The sequence below is a fragment of the Burkholderia sp. AU38729 genome, from assembly GCF_020419725.1.
Lineage (GTDB): Bacteria > Pseudomonadota > Gammaproteobacteria > Burkholderiales > Burkholderiaceae > Burkholderia.
Genome location: NZ_JAIZQO010000012.1, coordinates 108,383 through 127,195, shown reverse-complemented (window position 1 = coordinate 127,195; position 18,813 = coordinate 108,383). Strand labels below are relative to the sequence as shown.

Annotated in this window: 22 protein-coding genes and 1 pseudogene; 9 read left to right on the top strand and 14 right to left on the bottom strand. The window is 65.2% G+C overall.

Annotated elements, in window-relative coordinates:
* Nucleotides 1-69 precede the first annotated feature (69 nt).
* A complete protein-coding gene (locus tag LGM56_RS29155) occupies nucleotides 70-273 on the top strand; it encodes a hypothetical protein (protein ID WP_226207470.1) in 204 nt (67 codons plus the stop codon).
* Nucleotides 274-294: 21 nt separating this feature from the next.
* Here the strand turns inward: LGM56_RS29155 and LGM56_RS29150 are convergent, their stop codons facing one another.
* A complete protein-coding gene (locus tag LGM56_RS29150; RefSeq protein ID WP_046548935.1) occupies nucleotides 295-1,248 on the bottom strand; it encodes a LysR family transcriptional regulator in 954 nt (317 codons plus the stop codon).
* A 101-nt stretch (nucleotides 1,249-1,349) separates the two neighbouring features.
* Here LGM56_RS29150 and LGM56_RS29145 point away from each other — a divergent pair, with 101 nt between their 5' ends.
* The 3 genes from LGM56_RS29145 (at nucleotide 1,350) to LGM56_RS29135 (ending at nucleotide 5,268) form a co-directional block, all read left to right on the top strand.
* Nucleotides 1,350-2,708: an NAD(P)/FAD-dependent oxidoreductase gene (locus LGM56_RS29145; RefSeq protein WP_226207469.1), complete on the top strand. Its 1,359-nt coding sequence runs from the start codon at nucleotides 1,350-1,352 to the stop codon at nucleotides 2,706-2,708.
* A 326-nt stretch (nucleotides 2,709-3,034) separates the two neighbouring features.
* Nucleotides 3,035-3,469 (top strand): phosphatase, encoded by a 435-nt coding sequence (locus tag LGM56_RS29140; protein WP_089497968.1) that lies wholly within the window; start codon nucleotides 3,035-3,037, stop codon nucleotides 3,467-3,469.
* A 179-nt stretch (nucleotides 3,470-3,648) separates the two neighbouring features.
* Nucleotides 3,649-5,268 (top strand): histidine-type phosphatase, encoded by a 1,620-nt coding sequence (locus tag LGM56_RS29135; RefSeq protein ID WP_226207468.1) that lies wholly within the window; start codon nucleotides 3,649-3,651, stop codon nucleotides 5,266-5,268.
* Nucleotides 5,269-5,309: 41 nt separating this feature from the next.
* Here LGM56_RS29135 and LGM56_RS29130 read toward each other — a convergent pair whose 3' ends face one another.
* Nucleotides 5,310-5,969: an alanyl-tRNA editing protein gene (locus LGM56_RS29130; RefSeq protein WP_089497969.1), complete on the bottom strand. Its 660-nt coding sequence runs from the start codon at nucleotides 5,967-5,969 to the stop codon at nucleotides 5,310-5,312.
* Between the two features lie 36 nt (nucleotides 5,970-6,005).
* A complete protein-coding gene (locus LGM56_RS29125; protein WP_226207467.1) occupies nucleotides 6,006-7,025 on the bottom strand; it encodes a sterol desaturase family protein in 1,020 nt (339 codons plus the stop codon).
* A 94-nt stretch (nucleotides 7,026-7,119) separates the two neighbouring features.
* Here LGM56_RS29125 and LGM56_RS29120 point away from each other — a divergent pair, with 94 nt between their 5' ends.
* Nucleotides 7,120-8,166 (top strand): AraC family transcriptional regulator, encoded by a 1,047-nt coding sequence (locus LGM56_RS29120; protein ID WP_226207466.1) that lies wholly within the window; start codon nucleotides 7,120-7,122, stop codon nucleotides 8,164-8,166.
* Between the two features lie 74 nt (nucleotides 8,167-8,240).
* Complete coding sequence (locus LGM56_RS29115; protein ID WP_226207465.1) at nucleotides 8,241-8,546, top strand: hypothetical protein; 306 nt, start codon at nucleotides 8,241-8,243, stop codon at nucleotides 8,544-8,546.
* Between the two features lie 21 nt (nucleotides 8,547-8,567).
* Here the strand turns inward: LGM56_RS29115 and LGM56_RS29110 are convergent, their stop codons facing one another.
* Nucleotides 8,568-8,864, bottom strand: coding sequence for a hypothetical protein (locus LGM56_RS29110; protein WP_226207464.1), 297 nt, complete (start codon nucleotides 8,862-8,864; stop codon nucleotides 8,568-8,570).
* Nucleotides 8,865-9,349: 485 nt separating this feature from the next.
* Between LGM56_RS29110 and LGM56_RS29105 the strand changes: the two genes are divergently transcribed.
* A complete protein-coding gene (locus tag LGM56_RS29105; protein ID WP_226207463.1) occupies nucleotides 9,350-10,924 on the top strand; it encodes an EAL domain-containing protein in 1,575 nt (524 codons plus the stop codon).
* A gap of 89 nt (nucleotides 10,925-11,013) precedes the next feature.
* Here the strand turns inward: LGM56_RS29105 and LGM56_RS29100 are convergent, their stop codons facing one another.
* The 10 genes and pseudogenes from LGM56_RS29100 to LGM56_RS37050 all read right to left on the bottom strand — a co-directional run.
* Entirely contained in the window at nucleotides 11,014-11,307 is a 294-nt protein-coding gene (locus tag LGM56_RS29100; RefSeq protein ID WP_144023138.1) for a hypothetical protein, read from the bottom strand.
* Nucleotides 11,308-11,374: 67 nt separating this feature from the next.
* Nucleotides 11,375-11,581 (bottom strand): hypothetical protein, encoded by a 207-nt coding sequence (locus LGM56_RS29095; RefSeq protein ID WP_089497976.1) that lies wholly within the window; start codon nucleotides 11,579-11,581, stop codon nucleotides 11,375-11,377.
* A gap of 9 nt (nucleotides 11,582-11,590) precedes the next feature.
* Nucleotides 11,591-11,803, bottom strand: a complete 213-nt coding sequence (rpsU, locus tag LGM56_RS29090) for a 30S ribosomal protein S21 (protein WP_006754722.1) — start codon at nucleotides 11,801-11,803, stop codon at nucleotides 11,591-11,593.
* A gap of 33 nt (nucleotides 11,804-11,836) precedes the next feature.
* Nucleotides 11,837-12,046, bottom strand: coding sequence for a hypothetical protein (locus LGM56_RS29085; protein WP_089443608.1), 210 nt, complete (start codon nucleotides 12,044-12,046; stop codon nucleotides 11,837-11,839).
* Nucleotides 12,047-12,093: 47 nt separating this feature from the next.
* The gene (locus LGM56_RS29080; protein ID WP_226207462.1) at nucleotides 12,094-12,372 is read right to left on the bottom strand and encodes a hypothetical protein; all 279 of its coding nucleotides are present in this window, start codon (nucleotides 12,370-12,372) and stop codon (nucleotides 12,094-12,096) included.
* 403 nt (nucleotides 12,373-12,775) lie between these two features.
* Nucleotides 12,776-12,931, bottom strand: coding sequence for a hypothetical protein (locus LGM56_RS29075; RefSeq protein ID WP_226207461.1), 156 nt, complete (start codon nucleotides 12,929-12,931; stop codon nucleotides 12,776-12,778).
* A gap of 233 nt (nucleotides 12,932-13,164) precedes the next feature.
* Nucleotides 13,165-13,368, bottom strand: coding sequence for a cold-shock protein (locus LGM56_RS29070; RefSeq protein ID WP_089428591.1), 204 nt, complete (start codon nucleotides 13,366-13,368; stop codon nucleotides 13,165-13,167).
* Between the two features lie 274 nt (nucleotides 13,369-13,642).
* Entirely contained in the window at nucleotides 13,643-13,927 is a 285-nt protein-coding gene (locus LGM56_RS29065) for a hypothetical protein (RefSeq protein WP_226207460.1), read from the bottom strand.
* Between the two features lie 307 nt (nucleotides 13,928-14,234).
* Nucleotides 14,235-15,152 (bottom strand): hypothetical protein, encoded by a 918-nt coding sequence (locus LGM56_RS29060; RefSeq protein WP_226207459.1) that lies wholly within the window; start codon nucleotides 15,150-15,152, stop codon nucleotides 14,235-14,237.
* Between the two features lie 192 nt (nucleotides 15,153-15,344).
* Nucleotides 15,345-15,575: pseudogene (locus LGM56_RS37050) on the bottom strand (DUF6396 domain-containing protein); the annotation flags it as partial.
* 377 nt (nucleotides 15,576-15,952) lie between these two features.
* On the opposite strand from LGM56_RS37050, the gene LGM56_RS29050 reads away from it, so the two are divergent.
* Both LGM56_RS29050 and LGM56_RS29045 read left to right on the top strand, forming a co-directional pair.
* The gene (locus tag LGM56_RS29050) at nucleotides 15,953-16,249 is read left to right on the top strand and encodes a hypothetical protein (protein WP_226207457.1); all 297 of its coding nucleotides are present in this window, start codon (nucleotides 15,953-15,955) and stop codon (nucleotides 16,247-16,249) included.
* A gap of 140 nt (nucleotides 16,250-16,389) precedes the next feature.
* Nucleotides 16,390-18,774: a DNA polymerase II gene (locus LGM56_RS29045; RefSeq protein ID WP_226207456.1), complete on the top strand. Its 2,385-nt coding sequence runs from the start codon at nucleotides 16,390-16,392 to the stop codon at nucleotides 18,772-18,774.
* Nucleotides 18,775-18,813 lie beyond the last annotated feature (39 nt).

The window sequence follows — 18,813 nt, the reverse complement described above, 5'->3', positions numbered from 1 at the left end:
TCCTTGCGTGTGCGCCGGCGGGCGCCGCGCCGCTTACGATGGCCCCATCCGACACCTACGGAGACCGTCATGCCCCATCAGTGCCTTGCGCCGCGCGCCGCGTTCACCGCGCGCTCGCCTTCCGCCGCCAATCGCCCCTCATCCGGCCCCCGCAACGACCGCACCGCCTTCGCCACCATCGCCGCCTGGTGCCTGCGCATCGTCGGCTGGACCCGGCTCGAACGGCTGCTCGCATCCATCCCCGACAGCAACGACGACTTCGGGCTCGTCTGACCGGCCGGTCAACGCATCCGCCTACTTGCGCCGCCGCTCGTGCGGCGCCACCGTCGCGCCGTCGATCACCGGCGCGCCCTGCTTGATCAGGAAATCGCGGAACAGCCCCGTGACCTGCGAAATGCGCCGGTCGGCGAGCGTCACCACATACCATTCGCGCTCGATCGGGTTGCCGGGGAACGGCAGTTGCCCGAGCAGCCCGGTGCGCAGTTCGAGTGCACACGCGTGCAGCGACAGGAACGCCACGCCGAGCCCCGCTTCGGCCATCTGCTTGATCGCCTCGTTGCTCGACAGTTCGGAACCCACATGGAACCGGTAACCCGCGTTCTTGAACAGGCTCTCGACCGTCGAGCGGGTACCCGCGCCGCGTTCGCGCACGAGCAGGTGCGCGGATTCGAGATCCTTCAGCGCGACGCGCTTGCGCTGCATCAGCGGATGGCCAGGCGCCGCGACGAACACCATCGGATGCTTCGCGAACTCGACCGCATGCGTGCGCAGTTCCTTCGGTGCGCTGCCCATCACCGCGAGATCGATTTCATGCGTGGCGAGCATGCGGATGATGTCGTCGCGATTGCCCACCTTGAAATAAGTCTTCACATGCGGACGCGTCGCGGTGAATTTCACGAGCAGCGGCGGAATCAGGTACTCGGCCGTCGTGATCGCGCCGATCCGGAGCGTGCCGCCGAGATCGCCCGTGAGCGCGGCCACTTCGTCGCCGGCCTCGCTCCACAGATGCAGGATCTCGCGCGCATAGCGCGACACGATCTCGCCGGCCGCGGTCAGCTGCACGCCGCGCCCCACCCGCTGCAGCAACGCGGCGCCCACCGCCTCCTCGAGCAGGCGAACCTGCAGCGACACGGCCGGCTGCGTCAGGTTCAGTTCCTCGGCCGCCCGCGACACGCTGCCGAGCCGCGCAATCATGTCCAGCGCCTTCAGCTGCCGGAACGTCGCGGTCTTTCCTATAAGTGAATACATATGAGTCGCTTATAAACATTAAATTGTTCGAGTAGGTTCGAAACTATATCGTCGGTTCTTGAGCAATGTCATCCGAATCGTCATTAAAGCGGGAGCCCTACATGGACAACACCACGCCCAACCTTGCAACGGACCGCGCCCCGCGCCTGCCGCGCATCGTGATCGTCGGCGGCGGCGCCGGCGGCCTGCACCTCGCCACGCGTCTCGGCGATACGGTCGGACGCCGCGGACAAGCCGAAGTCGTGCTCGTCGACCGCTACCCGACGCACTTCTGGAAGCCGCTGCTGCACGAAGCCGCATCGGGCCATCGCGACCCGGCCTCGCACACGATCGAATACGCGGCGCAAGCGAAGCGCCACGGGTTCCGCTTCGTGCAGGGCGCGCTGCAGCAGGTCGACCGCGCGGCCCGCACGGCGACGATCGCGGCCGTGCAGGACGCGGACGGCACGGAAATCCTGCCGCAGCGCGAGCTCGACTATGACGATCTCGTGCTCGCCGTCGGCAGCGTGACGAACTTCTTCAACGTGCCGGGTGCTGAGCGCCACGCGCTGCCACTCGAAAACCTCGACCAGGCCGAGGACTTCCGCCGGAAGTTCCTCGCGGCGTGCACAAAGGCGAATCACCTGGCCGAGCAGCAGCCCGCGCGGCGCGCGGCGCCGATCTGCATCAACGTGATCGGTGCGGGCGCGACGGGCGTCGAGCTGGCAGCGGCATTGCGCGATGCGATCCAGCAACTGACGACGTACCGCTTCAAGGCGCTGGTGTCTGCGCGCGACGTGCACATCCGGCTGATCGAAGGCGGCCCGCGCATCCTGCCGGCGCTCGACGAGCGGCTGTCCGGCAAGATGCACGCGCAGCTTCGCGCGCTGAACGTCGACGTGCTGACCGATACCCGCGTGGCGGAAGTCGGCGCGGATGCCGTGACGACCTCGACCGGCGAGCGGCTTGCGAGCGACATCACGATCTGGGCAGCCGGCGTGGCGGGCCCCGCGTTCCTGCGGCAGATCGGCGACATCGCGCTCAACCGTTCGAACCAGGTGATCGTGACCGATACGCTGCAGACGCCGGACGATCCGCACGTGTATGCGTTCGGCGACTGCGCCGCGTGCCCGACGGGCGGCGCGAACGGCTTCCTGCCGCCGCGCGCGCAGGTCGCTTATCAACAGGCCGTGTACCTGGTCAACGCGTTCGCGCGGCGCGTCGCCGGCAAGCCGGTGGCGGGCTTCACGTTCCGCGATGCGGGCACCGTGGTGTCACTCGGGCATGCAGGCGCCGTGTACCAGGCCGACATCAGCGTGCGTTCGCGCTCGCTGATCGTCGACGGGCTGGCCGCGATCGGGCTGTACAAGTTCCTGTATCGCAAGCATCTGTTCAGCGTGGTCGGCGTGAAGCGTGCGCTGTTCCAGTCGCTGAGCCACTGGCTGCAAAGCCGCAACCAGCCGTCGATCAAGCTGCACTGATCACGTCGATTCACACGCAGCATCGCAAGACGGCATATCGGGCGTGCATCGCTCGATATGCCGTTTTTTCATTTGCACTTGCACGGTGCATTCATTGCGTGAACGAATCTGGTGCATCACATCGAAGGCCGTCGATACGATGCGATTCGCGCAAAGTAGGCCGTGCGGCATGCATCCCGCGTCCACATTGGCGCGACGTCCCATTCATTAGTCGAATCGTATGGGTCGGATATAAATATTAATTGGTCGCGATTTCCGGATCGACGCTAAGGTGTGTGGCATTCCCGTCGGCGAACGGATCATCACGTCTCTGAAGAGGAATCACCGTGGTTATCGAAGCCATCGTCACCCGTCTCGACGCAGCATTCGCGCAAATCGAAGCAACACCGGATTCGCATGAATCGCGCCATCAACGCGACGCGATCATCCAGTGGCTCGACCGAGCATCGGAAGAAGGATATCGACTCGGTCTCGTCACGACGCTGCCGGCCGCACGGCTCAGCGACATGTTCGAAGGCCAGTTCGGCCGCGCGAACCTCGACCGCTTCTCGGTCGTCGTCACGGACGCCAATCAGCAGGACTCCGGATCAAGTCAGCACCCGTTCGACGTCGCGCTGCAGGCGCTCGGCGTGCCGCCCGAACGCGCGGTGGCAATTGCGAGCAGCGAACCGGAGCGCCGCGAAGCCGAGCATTTCGGCCTGTCGCGCTGCGTGAACATCACCGACACCGTGCGCTCGATCGCATCGGCCGGCCTGCACTGAACACCGGCACACGGGCCGGCAGTGGCCGGCCTTCCTCGATCCGGCGGCAATCCGACGATTGCCCGGCCGAATCCTGACATTCTGCTGTCAAAGTCGCTTGCAACACTTCCGGGCTTGACCGATCACTCCCGGAGACGGGACGACGCGAACCTGCATCGTCCCGCCCGTTGCCCGCCACGATGACACGCCCGATCCGCACCGCCACCGCCCTCGCGATTACCTGCCTGCTGCTCGCTGCCTGCGGCGGGGACGACTCGACACCACCCGCGGCCGCTGCCGACAACAGCGGTTCGACGCCTGCACCGCAACCACAGCCTCAGCCCAAGCCGACACCCGCGACTTACTACCAGACTAAGACGCCGTACCGTCCGCAGCAGGACGCCGCGACATACGAAGCGCCGCCCGCCGGCTACGCGCCCGTCTATACGGAACTCGTCGCGCGCCACGGCTCGCGTGGATTGTCGGGCTTCAAGTACGACGGCGCGATCTACGCGATGCTGGTCAAGGCCGAGGCCGACGGCGCATTGACCGCGCTCGGTGCGCAGCTGAAGGCCGACACGGTCGCGATGATGAAGGCCAACGCGCTGCTCGGCTATGGCGTGGCGGGCATCTCGACGCCCGGGTACGGCAATCTCACGCAAACCGGCATCCGCGAACACCAGCAACTCGCCGCGCGGCTCGCGCAGCGGTTGCCCACCTTGTTCGCGGCCGGCAACCGGCAGGTCGTCGTCGTCAACTCGGGCCAGGATCGCGCGGTCGACAGCTCGACGTATTTCTCCGCGTCGCTCGTGGCCGCGCAGCCGGCGCTGTCCACGGCGATCACGCTGCCCGCCGCGCCGTCCGGCTATCCCGCGAACGCGCCGGTCGCGCAGCCGGCCGGCACCAACCGCTTCCTGCTGTATTTCCACGCGCTGAAGCCGGCCACCGATCTCGTGACCGATACGAGCAATCCGTACTACGCGACCTACCAGGCGAGCCAGGCATACCAGGCCTATGCGAACGACACGACGGTGGCCGCGAAGCTCAACGCGATCAAGGCCGCGCCGCAGGCGGCCGACGTCGCGCAGACAGTGCTGTCCGCGCTCGTGTCGCAGGCCTTCATCGCGAAGCTCGGCACCGACGGCTACACGTTCGCGAACACGGGCACCTATGCATTCACGTCGGCGGACGGCAAGTTCACCAACACGCTGAAGGGCGACGGCAAGACGAAGATCGCGACGGCCGTCGATGCAGTGAACGTGTTGTACAACCTGCTGCAGGTCGCGCCCGCGATGACCGCGGAAACCGGCGGCGTCACGATGGAAAAGTACATCGGCGCGGAGCAGGCGCAGTATCTCGCGTATCTGCAGGATGCCGAGGACTACTACCAGAAGGGCCCCGGCATCCAGGAAGCAAACCCCGTCACGTACCGGATGGCGAAGGTGCTGCAGGACGATTTCTTCGGCGAAGTCGATGCGATCGCGCGCGGCGACCTGACCCGCGCCGCGAAGCTGCGCTTCACGCATGCGGAGATCGTGATTCCGTTCGCGTCGATCATGAACCTGAAAAACGTGTTCGTGCCGATGCCGCAGGCGCAGACGTACACGTATGCGAACAATCCGTGGCGCGGTGATCAGGTGTCGCCGATGGCCGCGAACATGCAGTGGGATGTCTACCGCAACAGCTCGCGACTCATCGTGAAGATGCTGTACAACGAGCGCGAAACGGATTTCCAGGCCGCGTGCGACGGCGCGAAGATCGCGCCGGGCAGCCACTTCTATGACTACGCGGGGTTGAAGCAGTGTTACGGGTATCAGTGAAGTGACGCGGGCAGCGTGTGTCACGCAGCCCGCTCGCCCCGCTACCCACCGGCGCTCTCCGGCTCGACCAGCATCACCTCGATCCGCTCCTTGCCTTTCCCGGTATTCCTGCGCTTGAGCGTCAGCATGCCGATCTCGCCGGTCGACGCCGGATGCGTGCCGCCGCACGCCATCGTCGCGAAGCCGTCGACACGCCAGAACCGCCGTTGCGCATCCACATCGCTGAAATCGGTCACGATGCGCAGGTCGCGCTTCGACAGATCGGCTGCAGCCGATTCGATCTCGGGAAACAGCGGCGCCACGCTCGTGTCGCTCGCGAAATCGATGCGCGCCTTGTCCGGCCCGATATGCGCACCGATGCGCTCGATGCCGGGCCTGAGCCGATAGACCAGCTGCAGCACCATTTCGGCCGCGAAGTGCAGACGCATCAGCCGGTACCGCCGCGCCCAGTCGATGCGCCAGGTCACACGATCGCCGACGCTCAGCGCATGATCGTGCGGCAGCGTATAGACGATGTCGAGGCCCTGCTTGTCGGCCTGGATGACCGGATAGCCGCCCAGCGACCCCGCGTCGCTTTCCTGCCCACCGGAAAACGCAAAGAAGATGGTGGCATCCACCCGCACGCGATCGCCGTCGACGTGGCTGACGACGGTATCCAGCGTCGTCCGGTAGGGATCGTCCCAGAATACTTTCTTCGTCATTGCCCGCCGCGCCTTTCGCCGAGGAAAGCACGCAGGTTAGCCGGATCGCGTACCGGTGGCTTGTACGATCTTGCGCCCTGGCGCCGACGCATCCTCGTCGGGCATCGCACACGAGGTTGTCGCCTCCTCCTCCTCGCCCTTGCGCTCGATACTCCACGTATGGATCGGCCGATGCCCCGGCCGCTCCCATTCCGGCGGCATCCACAGGTGTTTCATCCTCTGCAGGACAGGCCCGGGGGCAAGCACGTCGCGCCACATGTCGACGAATTCGTGCAGGTTGAGCACCAGGAAGTTGGTCGAACGAATCTGCTGCGTGATCCCGTAGTCGACCGGCTCCGTTTCCTCGACATACGTGCCGAACAGGCGATCGAAGATGATCAGCACGCCGCCGTAGTTCCTGTCGATATAACGCGGATTGCGGCCATGATGAGCACGATGGTTCGACGGCGTGTCGAACACGTACTCGAACCCGCGCGGCAGCCGCCCGATCGCTTCGGTATGCACGAAGTACTGGTACGCGAGATCGACCGCGAGCAGGAACAGCACGACGGCCGGCGGGATGCCGAGCCACACCAGCGGCAGGTAGAACACGAACACGCCGACGAACGCGTTCAGCAGCGACTGCCGCATCGCGGTCGTGAAGTTCATCACTTCGCCGCTGTGATGCGGCACGTGCGCGGCCCAGAACCAGCGCACGCGATGCGAGGTGCGATGAAACCAGTAGTAGCAGAACTCCACGACGACGAAGATCGGCACGATCGTGAAGCCGTTCACCGGCACGTCGAACAGCCGGTGCCGATAGGCCCACGCGAAGATCGCGCCCGTGAACAGGAGCCCCATCACGGTCTCGGCCACCTGATAGCCGGCGCCGAGCGACAGGTTCGCGACGATCTCCTTCCAGCGAAACGGCTCGCGGCGGCCGCGCCCCGTCATCACCGCGTATTCGATCGCGAACGCGATCAGGAAGACCGGCGTCATGCCGATCAGCAGCACCTGCTTCCAGTCCACGTCGTTACCCAGGAACGCATGGAGCCACGTCATCAACTCGGTCGGCATGTTCGCGGCCTCGATCAAGAACTGACCGGCAGTATGGTCTCGCGCGGGTCGCCCCGCGTTGACACTTGCCGACGATTACTTGACACTTTTCGCCATGCCCGCCGCCTCCCCGCTATCGACGCAGCGCGTCTACTACTCGAGCACCTACGTGCGGCTGCTGTTCGACTATCTGTCCGAGCAGGGGAAGGATGCCGCGCGCGTGCTCGGCGAGGCGCGGCCGCCGGAGGACGATCGCGGGCTCACGCTGTATGCGAGCGCTCACTGGCGGCGCCTGCTCGAATGCGCGGTGCGCGCGCTCGACGATCCGCTGCTCGGCCTGCACGTCGGCCAGCGAATCACGCCCGCCCATCTCGGTGCGCTTGGCTATGCGCTGCATGCGTGCCGCGATGCCGGCGCCGCACTCGCGCGCTGGCAGCAGTACGAACACCTGATCGCGAATGTCGCGCGCATGGAGGTGCGGGTCGAGGCGACGTCGGTCGCGATCGAATGGCACGATGCGCCCGAACCGCTCGGCCCGCTCGTCGACGAAGTGGCGCTGACGGCCATCGTCCAGTTCGCACGCAACATCACCGGCACGCACCACGGGCCCGACGAGGTCTGCTTCGTGCATCCGTCGCCCGGCGACGAACGACCGTACATCGACTATTTCGGCTGCCCGGTGCGGTTCGGCCAGCCGGTGAACCGCCTCGCGTTCCCGCTGCACCTGCTCATGCAGCCGCTGCGCCAGCCGGATGACGCGCTGCTGCAGATGATGGAACGCCAGGCGAGCGCGCTGCTTGCCGAGCTGCGGCAGACGGACGATCTCGAACAGTCGGTGCGGGAAGCCGTCGCGCGCCTGCTGACGCTGGGCGAAGCGAGCCTCGAACAGATCGCCGCGGACCTGTATGTGTCGTCGCGCACGCTGCATCGACGCCTCGCCGAACTCGGGCTCAACTTCCGGATCCTGCGCGAGGACACGCGGCGGCGGCTCGCGATCGACCATCTGAACGACCCGCGGCTGACGCTCGCGGAAGTCGCCTGGTTGCTCGGCTATTCGGAACACAGCGCCTTTACGCGCGCCTTCCGGCGCTGGACCGGCGAATCGCCGCAGCAGTGGCGCAGCCGTCAACCGGCACGGGCCGCGAACGTCGCGCGAGGCTGAGCACGGCGCGCACGCGTGCCGCCGGCGAACTCGCGTCCGCCCGCGCGGTCGAACGAGCATCGCCGGAGAATCCCATGAAACCCGTTGCTGCTGTCGCTGTCCTGACCCTGCTGGCCGCCGCCAGCTTGCCGGCCGCCGCCGGTGCGCCGTCCGGCAGCGCCGAGCCGGCGCCCGTTCAAGTGCACGCGAAAAACTGCGTGCCGTCCCGCGACGCCACGCCCGACGCGCGCTCGCCGTCAAAAGCCCCGCCGATCCGCGTATGCGTCAGCGATGCCAATACGCAACTGAACCTGCCGTGGTTCCTGACCGATGTGCTCACCGCGTTGGACACGCACCAGTCGGGCGGTGACCTGCTGCGCAAGATGCGCAACGATTTCTGAAGCGCGCCGGCGCCGTATCGTTCACTCCTCTCCGGACGTCTGCAGCACCTGCACGAACGTGCCGACCATGCCGGCCCACATCGCGGGATCGGCAATGCTGCGCAACAGCGCGAGCAGTTCCTTTCGTTCACCTTTCGAAAGCGGGCCATGTTCACCGCTGATGGTGTTGTAGCGCGGCGTGCCGCGCGCAGCGAGCGAGCGGTTGAGCGAGTAGTTGCTGGCGTTCCCGTTCACGGCAATCCGGATCCACAGCGAACCGCCGTCGGCAGCGGCTGCGCCATCGGTCACGATGACCGTGCGCGCGGTATTTTCTTCCATCCCGAAGCTCCGGCGAGACGTGCGACCTTATCGCGCGGCGACCGGTCGCAGGCCGTCGGCAAGTCGACGAAGACAGCATCCCGAAAGAATGTTTCCTGTCGAGACACAATGACAAAACTACACTAATAGTTGAATAACAATATTTCGCAATCTCTCATCACATCTTATACTTGCCGCGCACCATCCTCGTGCCAAGAGACGGTGTTTTTTGTCCCGGCCGCAAGACCATGCGGCCGGGGGTTTTTTTCGGTGTGCTACGTCTATATACATGTGCTGCATGCCCATGTTTATCCAGGCAAGTCACCGGAATGATTGGCCGATTGCGCCGGGTCTGCCGCAGATGCCCGTCGCGACCGTAGCATCGATCGCATTGCGATACCGGCACGCACCGCGCATGGCCCGAACCCGGCATGACGCATGCGCCGGGTGTATCGACCGGTTCGACTCGCCTCTCCATACACACAACACCCAAGGCGACCGCGGGAATGTCAGCGTTCACGCCAGGCTCGAAGGCCGTTTTCCAGCGTAGCGGCGCATGGCCGCGGGTCGCCTTTTTCGCCGCCGTAATCGTTTGCGTGCTCGTGCCGGCATTCGCGATCGCACTTGCCGACCGCTACGCGCGCGATACCGTCACCGAGCATGAACGCGTCATCGCGAGCGACATCGTGGCCTCGGTGGACCGCATCCTGGACGGCGCGCGCCTGCGGCATGTGGACGAACTGACCGCGCTCGTCGGGCGGCCATGCCCGGCGGTATTCCGGACGCTCGCCGAGATAGGCACGCGCCTGCGCTATCTGCGCGCCGTCGCGCTGGTGCACGAGGGCCGCGTCATGTGTTCGTCGGCGCTGGGGGCGATCGACCTGCCGCTCGGCGCGTATACCCACGAGCCGGAACCGGGCTCGACGCTCGTCACGCTGCTGCGCCAGACGCCGTTCCAGCAAGGCATCCCGGTGCTGCCCGTGTTTTACGCGACCGCACCCGGCGCGGGTGTGCTCTACCTGATCGAAGGCGACTACGTGGCCGACGCGCTCGCGCACGGCGCCCGCTACGGGACGGAAACCGCGACGCTGTCGATCGCGGGTTCGGGCCATCTCGACCAACACGGGAAATTCACGCCGGAGTCGGCCACCGAACCAGCAGGCGGAAGCACGATCGTGTCCCCCCGCTGGCCGTTCACGGTGCGGGTTGCCGCATCCGCGCACTATGCGTCGCAGGTCCGGCAGCACTATCGGCTGATCGGCATCACGATCGTGCTGCTGGCGGACGGCCTCGTGATGGCGGCCTACCTGCTCGCGATGGCGCCGCGCCGGCTGCTGCTGAAGGCCGTGCGAAACGCACTCAGGCGCGACGAGCTCCACGTCGTGTACCAGCCGATCGTCGATGTCGAGACGCGCAGGACCGTCGGCGTCGAGGCGCTGTTGCGCTGGCAGCACCCCAAGTGGGGGGCAATCAGCCCGGCCGTGTTCATCCCGCAGGTCGAATCGAGCGCGGTGCTGCCGAAAGTGACCGAATTCGTGCTGCGGACAGCCGTGGCGGAACTGTCCGCGCTGACGCCTTGCGCGCCGCTGCGCATCGCCATCAACATCGCGCCGAAGGATCTCGAGCGCACGCGGTTCGTGTCCGTCGTCGAGGACGCGATCCGCGCGCTGCCGCCGGGCTTTACGCTGGTGCTCGAAGTCACCGAGCGCATCCTGCTCGAGAAGAATGCGCGCACCACCGCGATGTTCCATGCGCTGCGAGCGAAAGGCGCGAAGTTCGCGATCGACGATTTCGGCACGCATCACAGCAATCTCGACTTGCTGTCACGCTTTCCGTTCGACTACGTGAAGATCGATCGCCAGTTCGTCTCGCAACTGAACGGCGGCAGTGCCGGGTTGATCGAGGGGATCGCGTCCGTGGCGCATCACTACGACCTGAAGATCATCGCTGAAGGCGTGGAAACGGAAGCGCAGCATCGCGCGCTGCATGCGGTCGGGATTCAGTATGCGCAGGGGTATCTGTATCAGCGGCCGCAGCGGCTGGAGCATTTGAAGGAGGATTTTGCGTGGGTGGCGGTGTAGCGGCGTGGCCGCATGCACGATTCCGCATGACCGACGCCAGCTCGACGCCGACCGGCACCCGCGTGCCGCCCGTGCGAGCGCGACCACGCTCAGACATGCTCCCGAAGGTAGCGGATGCACTTCATCCGCAAACTCGACCGGTCTGCCAGCGCATCCCGTGGCGCGCCCGTCTCCGTCGATTCAGCGTCGTCGACCGGGCGGGCCGCCTTCGCGATCTGAAGAGAAGCATGGCCTATCCAGACACGATCGCGCCAATCGCATTTCGCACGATGGATAACCAGCCAGCCTTGCAGCGATTCGACGAGTTGAAACGACGACAACCACTCGTGCGTCTTCCGTTGCGTCACGAGTTGCAATACAACGAGGAAATAGAGCAGATCCACGTACTTCGTCGTGACACGCATGGTTCGCCCTTGGGTTGTCGATGCTCGCGAGCGTGTCGTCGTCAGCTCATCCCTGGACGCTGAGCGCCTTCTCTAGCGCGGCAATCAACTTGAACGCATCGTCGCGTCCGATCAGAAAACCGCGGCTGGTGTACTCGCATCCGAACGCATAGAAGCTCGGCAGCAGCGTCACCATGTCCTTCTGCCGATCGAGATCGACTTGGCATTTGGTCAGCGGGAAAAACGGGGGCGCCTCGGCCGGCAGGGTGTACATGATGCCCTCCTAGTACATTTTGCGCGGCGGCAACATGCGCTTCGCGCGCAAGCGCTGTCTGGCCACGGCGCTCGCTTTTTTCCGCTTGCGTTCCGTCGTGGGCTTTTCATAGCCCGTGCGACTGCGCAACTCCCGAATCAGCCCGGTTTTCTCGATATCGCGCCGAAATCGTCGCAGCGCGACATCGATCGGTTCGTTGACCTTCAGCGTAACGGTTGTCATGGTGATCCTGTTTTCGAATGGTTGAACGGCACACTAGCCGAGTCGTGTCATGACGGCACTCGCGATCTCGTCGGACTCGAACTCCGAATATCCGGCTCCGATCGACAACGCGCGTACCGCCACGAACATTTGCAGTTCCTGCTGATGGCACCGCGCTGAATCGCCGATTCCGGTGGGCAGGATGGCGTCGGTCCTGATGACCTCATGCCGCCTGATCAGGCCGAGCAGCTCATCGATGATCATTTCGTCCTCCGAATTGACAACACATCGCGTTGCCTTGGCGGTTTGCCTCAAGGCTTGCCGGAAAAGAAGCCCTTTTTGCCGCGATTGTCGTCGATGATGTTTTCCGCGTAGCGCAGCGAAGCACGACGTGCATCGCCGGCACTGCCGAACGGGGCGTTGTCGCGCAACCTGAAAGTCTGGCTGTGCGTCAGCGTATCGCCGCGCAGGCAAATCTTGACTGCCGCATCGAAACCGGCATCGTAGTTGTGCGGGCTGCCATCCAGCGCCGGCGCGTGAGGGTAAATCAGTGGATAGATCTCGAATCCACGGTAGACATGCATGCTCATGACAAGCTCCTGGCGTCCGGCCGCGACGAATCGCACGGGCGAACAGGGCCGGCCAGTATCCCCGTTGCGGGGCGGGCCAGTGAGGTGAAAGGGACAACGTTGCAGCGCGGAGGCGGGGCGATGCAGCAAACGGGTAGATGGAGGAGCGAGCGACCGGCTTACCAGGGTCGATCGGATGAACCCATCATACGCGCATCATTTGCCGAGCGCCCAACTTATTCCGGATGACGCACCACAACCCACGGACGCGCCGCAGGTGCACGATGTCGGGTTGCAAGGTGTCGCGCGGAGCGCGTCGCCTTGTCCCGACGAAGACGGTCACGATCGGGCCGGCGTCGCCAGAATCGCTCTCCTGGCGAAGCAGCCGGTGGCCGCCTCTCGACTGGCGGAATGATCCGGATCGCTAATACGGAGCCGGCGTGCGCTTCTTCGGACGCGATTGCGTATCCAGGGCCGGCTTCGGCGGCACCCAGTTCAGTGCCGTGCCGAGCTTGGGCAGCACCACGGCCGGCTTGACGCGCGGCGGCGCCTTGTTGCTGCGTGACTGACTTCGGGTCATGCGATTCTCCTGCTGCGCGGTGTGCACGATCCGATGAGCGCTGCTCGTCCGATCGTGTACACGCTGCGAAAGCGGCTGGCGCACAGATGTGCACGCGGGCTCGACATCCCGATGCGCAACGGCTGGCCCTGCCGGGCCAGCATCGGCACACGTGGCGCCCGCGACGGCGGCACGTAGCGCAAGATGCGGCGATTGCGCGCCGCGCCGTGAACGAGGCGGACGGCTCTGGGCGATTACAGCGGGGTGATGTTCGATGCCTGCAGGCCTTTGGGGCCGCTCTTCGTTTCGTAGCTGACTTTCTGGCCCTCGGCGAGGGTCTTGAAGCCGTCGCCGCGAATCTCGGAAAAGTGCGCGAACAGATCGTCGCCGCCCTTGTCGGGCGTGATGAAGCCGAAGCCCTTGCCATCGTTGAACCACTTGACGGTACCGGTATCCATGTTAGATCTCCTGAAGATGAACGTGCGTAGCGCACCCTGACGGGTTCGGGAAAAGAATCAAGGAGGGGGAGGACAACGAATACCGCAGGCTACGGTCGATGATGAGCAGCAATCGCGCTTCTTGAATACTTCACCGACCGACAGTACGTGTCATCACAGAGTGTGTCAAGCGCTTTCGGCGGACGGGCGGAATGCGCCGCCGCCGTCCGGGCGTCACTGATCGACGCTTCGACGGGAGGCGCATTCGTCGACCACGGCCATCCCGGCGGCGACATCAGAGGGTGGCCAGCAAACCCAGTTGATGCTCTGTCTCGGTTCCATTGATCAGCGCAAAGAACCCGGTCTCACGACGCTCGGCCACCGAAAGGCCCTCGGCGGCGGAGAAGACGTTCCACGCGACGTCATCGACATGCGCGAACCCTCCGCGCGCGCGTGCGAACGCGCGCAACATCGGGCTCGCTTCGCGGCGGAGCACCAGGCGGTCCGCATTCAATACATAGGGGGGCCAGCCGGCGCGAAGGACGAGGTAGCAGGGAATGGAGCTGCGATCGATTTTCATGGGGGCGCCGTTTCGTCCGGATCCGGTTCGTGCAAGCCAGGGCACTGCCTGCTTCAAAGTCGACGCCACATCCACCATGCCGACCCGGGGCATCGATGCCCCCGCACGCCCCAACGCCCGGACGATGTCACGCCTGAATGCGAGGACTGTTCCAGGGAACCGGCGACAAGGCTAGCCCCACTATACGCGCTGCCGCCGTCGCGCACACCTTCGCGGCGACCCGGCAGGACGGAACCCGTGCGATTCAGCTTGTCATGGTTCCGATTCGATCCGGCCCCTCAAACGACTCGCGCGCGACAACCGGAAGCTACGGCGACGGCATGCCCTGCGGGGTTTCAACCGTGTCGCGGCTCACGGACGCGTAGAACACGCGGAACCACACCCAACAAGCCACAAAGGCACTGCCAAGAACAACGATCGCCATCATTCCGGACAACACGCCCGCCCCCAGCATGCCGCCAAGCAACTGCACCGCCAAATAGAACACCACCGACGTGGATGCCATCGCCGCGAGCGACGCGCCCAGCAGACGCCAGCCGTGCAGTCGCACGAGGTCGCGAGGCAGGCCGAGTCGCGTTCCCGCAAAGACCAATGCCGCGGGAACGGCAACCGCGCCAACGTAGCCGAACATCATGCGCGCGAGGTCGTCGTCAAAATAGTCGAGCAACATCGGCACGGTCGTCGTCATCAAGAGCAGACATACGCTGGCGAACAGCCACGCCGCGAGCCCGGCAATGGGCCGCGCCGCGCGACCTCGCGGCGCCTCGGGGAGCGCATCGTGGCGAAACATGCGCGTGACGAGCCGCCATGCGAACCAGGCTACGAGCGTATAAAGGGCAGCGCTCACCGGCGCGATGAGGTTCACGATGACCGTCAGATGGGTGCCATTTCTGGCCAGACTCAGCAGCAGCACCTGGATGATGAATATCTGTGCGATCTGCCAGACCAGCAGGCATAACGCATAGCTCGCGAGCAGCCTCGCGGGGCGACGGAACGCAAGCTGATCGCGATGCTCCCCGTGCCATCGGACAATCAGATAAACCAGGCCGGTTCGAAATACCAGGTTCTGGATGAAACTGGCCAATTGCAACGCCAGCATCTGCGTGTCCAACGAGAACCTCGTCAACTGCACGCAGAGGCCGGATAGAAACAGCAGCGTGATGATGAACGCTGCAACGAGTGCGGCGGCACCGGGTAACGAGACGGGCCGAGTGGGTGAATTCATGTGGACTCCGGGGTCGATGAAGTTGTCGGTTGTACGGCGCCGGACCTGCCGGCCTGTTCTCGAGAAACCGGCGCTGCGTATCGTCAGGGTGTCGCGCACTCGATGCCGGGTTGCGGTCAGGTCTGATCGATCTGCGCGACCGTATCCAACGTCAAACGGGATGCGACGTCTGCTGGTGGGTCAGTCTCATGAGGCCTTGTCCGCCGATCCCGAAAGCGGCAGCCCCGTCGCGAGATCGAGATGCCTGGCTTTCGCCATCTTGTTGATGAGTTCGTCCGAAGGCTTCAGCGGCGGTGTGGCCGCATGCTGATCCTTTTTCCATTGGAATGTGCCGTCCCATGGGGGAAGCTTTGCGGGTGGCAGTGGAACGATCCTGTCGATGTCGGGAACCAGCGGGTGACGGCGATCGTTCGCGTAACGAAACAAGCTGTCAGCTTGTGGATCGAGTGGCGGCAAGGTGTCCGCCTGATGCATGCAGGTGAACACCAGATTGGCGCGCACGGCACTCGTGTCGGGCAATGACGTCGCCAAGGGCTCCCGTTTCGTGCACGCACACGACAGAACAGCCAACACGACAACCCAGAGGTGTCGGTTCATGGCTCAATCGCGACCACCAGACAGTGCGCAACCATGGCGTCTCTCTCAGAATGATATTGTTCTTGATCGGCGATTCTACGAACGATGATTCCGTGGCGTCAATCGGGCGCCATTCAAATCATTGAACGCCTGGATTTGCCGCTCGTATTCGTGAATGCCGCCAGCGATCCCACTGCCGCACCACGACGTCCGGAGTGCTTTCGATGCCCACCGCCCTGCTGCTCCGCACAACCCATTCACACCTGTCCCCCGGCAGCATCGTCACGCTCGACCACGACGCGCCGCGCTCCGGGAAGCCGCACCCGGCCGTGGTCGAGTTCGCCGATGGATCAGGCGCGACCGCGACGCTCGTGCGCATCGATGGCGAAGCGCTCGAACTCGCCGTCGACGCATACGTGACGCAAAAACGGCACGCGGTAGCGGCGCGACGCTGGTTGCTCAAACCTTCCGGTACAGCGCGCACCGAATGGCGCGTCGCGCAACGGCTCGCCGTTGCCTGATTCCAAGCGGGACGGCGGGCACTCACCGAATGCACACCGGGGGCGAGCGAGACGCGCACAATGTCGTGCATGCCATTCCGGCAAGCCCCCCGCCCAAGCGCTAAAATCCGCCGCCTGGGCATCCACCACGAGCAAGCGTTTTGACGGCGTTCGAGCAGGGTTTCATCCTCACCCGCCACTGGCGGGACACCGCATCCGGCATCGAGATCGAGTTCTGGCTGGCAACCGAACACGGTCCGCGCCGCGTACGGTTGCGCCCGCAGGAAGCCGTCGCGTTCATTCCGGCCGAACAGCAGGCGCTCGCCGAACGCACGCTGGCCGGCGAGCGCGAGGCCGAGTTGCGCCCGCTCGCGCTGCGCGACTTCCGGCAGCGCCCGGTCGTCGGCCTCTATTGCAAGCGCTATCGCCATCTGTCCGGGCTGCAGAAGCGTCTCGCGGCAGCCGGCGTCGACGTCTACGAAGCCGACGTGCAGCCGCCCGACCGCTACGCGATGGAGCGCTTCATCACCGCGTGCGTGCAGTTTCGCGGGCAACCCGGCCCCGACGGCACGCTGGCCGGCGCCGAGCTGAAAACCACCGACGGCTATCGCCCGGCGCTGCGCTGCGTGTCGCTCGACATCGAAACCAGCGTGCACGGCGAGCTGTACTCGATCGCGCTCGAAGGCTGCGGGCAACGGCAGGTCTACATGCTCGGCCCGCCGAACGGAGGCGACAGCGACGCAGCAAACGCCGTCGACTTCAACCTCGACTATTGCGACAACCGACCCGCGATGCTCGCGCGGCTCAACGAATGGTTCGACGAACACGATCCCGATGCGGTGATCGGCTGGAATCTCGTGCAGTTCGACTTGCGCATCCTGCATGCCCATTCGGAGCAATACGGCATCCCGCTGAAGCTCGGGCGCGGCGGCAGCGTGCTCGACTGGCGCGCGCACGGCCAGCAACCCGACCACTTCTTCGCGGGTGCGGCCGGCCGGCTGATCCTCGACGGCATCGACATGCTGAAATCCGCGACGTGGACGTTCCCGTCGTTCAGCCTCGAATACGTGTCGCAGGCGCTGCTCGGCGAAGGCAAGTCGATCGACAACCCGTACCAGCGGATGGACGAAATCCAGCGCCGCTTCGATCACGACAAGCCGGCGCTCGCGCGCTACAACCTGAAGGACTGCGAACTCGTCACGCGCATCTTCGACAAGGCCGACCTGCTGTCCTTCGCGCTCGAACGCGCGAGCGTGACGGGCCTCGCGGCCGATCGCACCGGCGGGTCGGTGGCGGCCTTCACGCATCTGTACCTGCCGCGCATGCACCGGCTCGGCTATGTCGCGCCGAACCTCGGCGACGTGACGGGGCAGAACAGCCCCGGCGGCTTCGTGATGGATTCGCGCCCCGGGCTGTACGACTCGGTGCTCGTGTTCGACTACAAAAGCCTCTATCCGTCGATCATCCGCACGTTCCTGATCGATCCGGTCGGGCTGATCGAAGGGCTCGCGCATCCCGGCGACGACGCATCGGTGCCCGGCTTTCTCGGCGCACGTTTCTCGCGTACCGCGCACTGCCTGCCCGATATCGTGCGCCGAGTGTGGGAAGGCCGCGACGACGCGAAGCGGCAGCGCAACGCGCCGCTGTCGCAGGCGCTCAAGATCATCATGAATTCGTTCTACGGCGTGCTCGGCTCGACGGGCTGCCGCTTCTTCGACCCGCGCCTCGCGTCGTCGATCACGATGCGCGGCCACGAGATCATGCACCGCACGCGCGAGCTGATCGAAGCGCAGGGGTACGAAGTGATCTATGGAGACACCGATTCGACGTTCGTGTGGCTCGGCCGCGCGCACGACGACGACGAAGCCGGCACCAAGGGCCGTGCACTCGTCGAGCACGTGAACCGCTGGTGGCAAACGCACCTGCGCGAAACCTTCGGGCTCGAGAGCGCGCTGGAGCTGCAATACGAGCGGCACTACCGCCGCTTCCTGATGCCGACCGTGCGCGGCGCGGAGGAAGGCAGCAAGAAGCGCTACGCGGGGCTCGCGGCAGCGGCCGACGGCGGCGAGGACCTCGTCTTCAAGGGGCTCGAAACGGTGCGCACCGACTGGACGCCGCTCGCGCAGCAGTTCCAGCGCGAGTTGTACCGGCGCGTGTTCAGCCGCGAGCCGTACCAGGATTTCATCCGCGACACCGTGCGGCGCACGCTGGCCGGCGAATTCGACGACCAGCTCGTCTACCGCAAGCGCGTGCGCCGGCCGCTGCGCGAGTACGAGCGCAACGTGCCGCCGCACGTGCGCGCGGCGCGGATCGCCGACGCGTTCAACCAGGAACAGGGCCGGCCGCTGCAGTATCAGCGCGGCGGGTGGATCAGCTACGTGATGACGACGGCCGGCCCCGAGCCGCTCGAAACGATGCGTTCGCCGATCGACTATGCGTTCTACCTGAGCCGCCAGTTGCAGCCGGTGGCCGACGCGATCCTGCCGTTCCTGCGCGACGACTTCGAACGCGTGATCTCCGGGCAGGGGCAGTTGTTCCAGGAGTAGCCGCGCCACGTCGGGCAAGGGGGACACGTCGGGCCGGTT

Bases quoted from the DNA above. Each gene is read 5' to 3' on its own strand.
- LGM56_RS29155 (WP_226207470.1), top strand. From the start codon at position 70: ATGCCCCATCAGTGCCTTGCGCCGCGCGCCGCGTTCACCGCGCGCTCG.
- LGM56_RS29150 (WP_046548935.1), bottom strand. From the start codon at position 1,248: ATGTATTCACTTATAGGAAAGACCGCGACGTTCCGGCAGCTGAAGGCG.
- LGM56_RS29145 (WP_226207469.1), top strand. From the start codon at position 1,350: ATGGACAACACCACGCCCAACCTTGCAACGGACCGCGCCCCGCGCCTG.
- LGM56_RS29135 (WP_226207468.1), top strand. From the start codon at position 3,649: ATGACACGCCCGATCCGCACCGCCACCGCCCTCGCGATTACCTGCCTG.
- LGM56_RS29130 (WP_089497969.1), bottom strand. From the start codon at position 5,969: ATGACGAAGAAAGTATTCTGGGACGATCCCTACCGGACGACGCTGGAT.
- LGM56_RS29125 (WP_226207467.1), bottom strand. From the start codon at position 7,025: ATGCCGACCGAGTTGATGACGTGGCTCCATGCGTTCCTGGGTAACGAC.
- LGM56_RS29120 (WP_226207466.1), top strand. From the start codon at position 7,120: ATGCCCGCCGCCTCCCCGCTATCGACGCAGCGCGTCTACTACTCGAGC.
- LGM56_RS29115 (WP_226207465.1), top strand. From the start codon at position 8,241: ATGAAACCCGTTGCTGCTGTCGCTGTCCTGACCCTGCTGGCCGCCGCC.
- LGM56_RS29110 (WP_226207464.1), bottom strand. From the start codon at position 8,864: ATGGAAGAAAATACCGCGCGCACGGTCATCGTGACCGATGGCGCAGCC.
- LGM56_RS29105 (WP_226207463.1), top strand. From the start codon at position 9,350: ATGTCAGCGTTCACGCCAGGCTCGAAGGCCGTTTTCCAGCGTAGCGGC.
- LGM56_RS29095 (WP_089497976.1), bottom strand. From the start codon at position 11,581: ATGTACACCCTGCCGGCCGAGGCGCCCCCGTTTTTCCCGCTGACCAAA.
- rpsU (WP_006754722.1), bottom strand. From the start codon at position 11,803: ATGACAACCGTTACGCTGAAGGTCAACGAACCGATCGATGTCGCGCTG.
- LGM56_RS29085 (WP_089443608.1), bottom strand. From the start codon at position 12,046: ATGATCATCGATGAGCTGCTCGGCCTGATCAGGCGGCATGAGGTCATC.
- LGM56_RS29080 (WP_226207462.1), bottom strand. From the start codon at position 12,372: ATGAGCATGCATGTCTACCGTGGATTCGAGATCTATCCACTGATTTAC.
- LGM56_RS29075 (WP_226207461.1), bottom strand. From the start codon at position 12,931: ATGACCCGAAGTCAGTCACGCAGCAACAAGGCGCCGCCGCGCGTCAAG.
- LGM56_RS29070 (WP_089428591.1), bottom strand. From the start codon at position 13,368: ATGGATACCGGTACCGTCAAGTGGTTCAACGATGGCAAGGGCTTCGGC.
- LGM56_RS29065 (WP_226207460.1), bottom strand. From the start codon at position 13,927: ATGAAAATCGATCGCAGCTCCATTCCCTGCTACCTCGTCCTTCGCGCC.
- LGM56_RS29060 (WP_226207459.1), bottom strand. From the start codon at position 15,152: ATGAATTCACCCACTCGGCCCGTCTCGTTACCCGGTGCCGCCGCACTC.
- LGM56_RS29050 (WP_226207457.1), top strand. From the start codon at position 15,953: ATGCCCACCGCCCTGCTGCTCCGCACAACCCATTCACACCTGTCCCCC.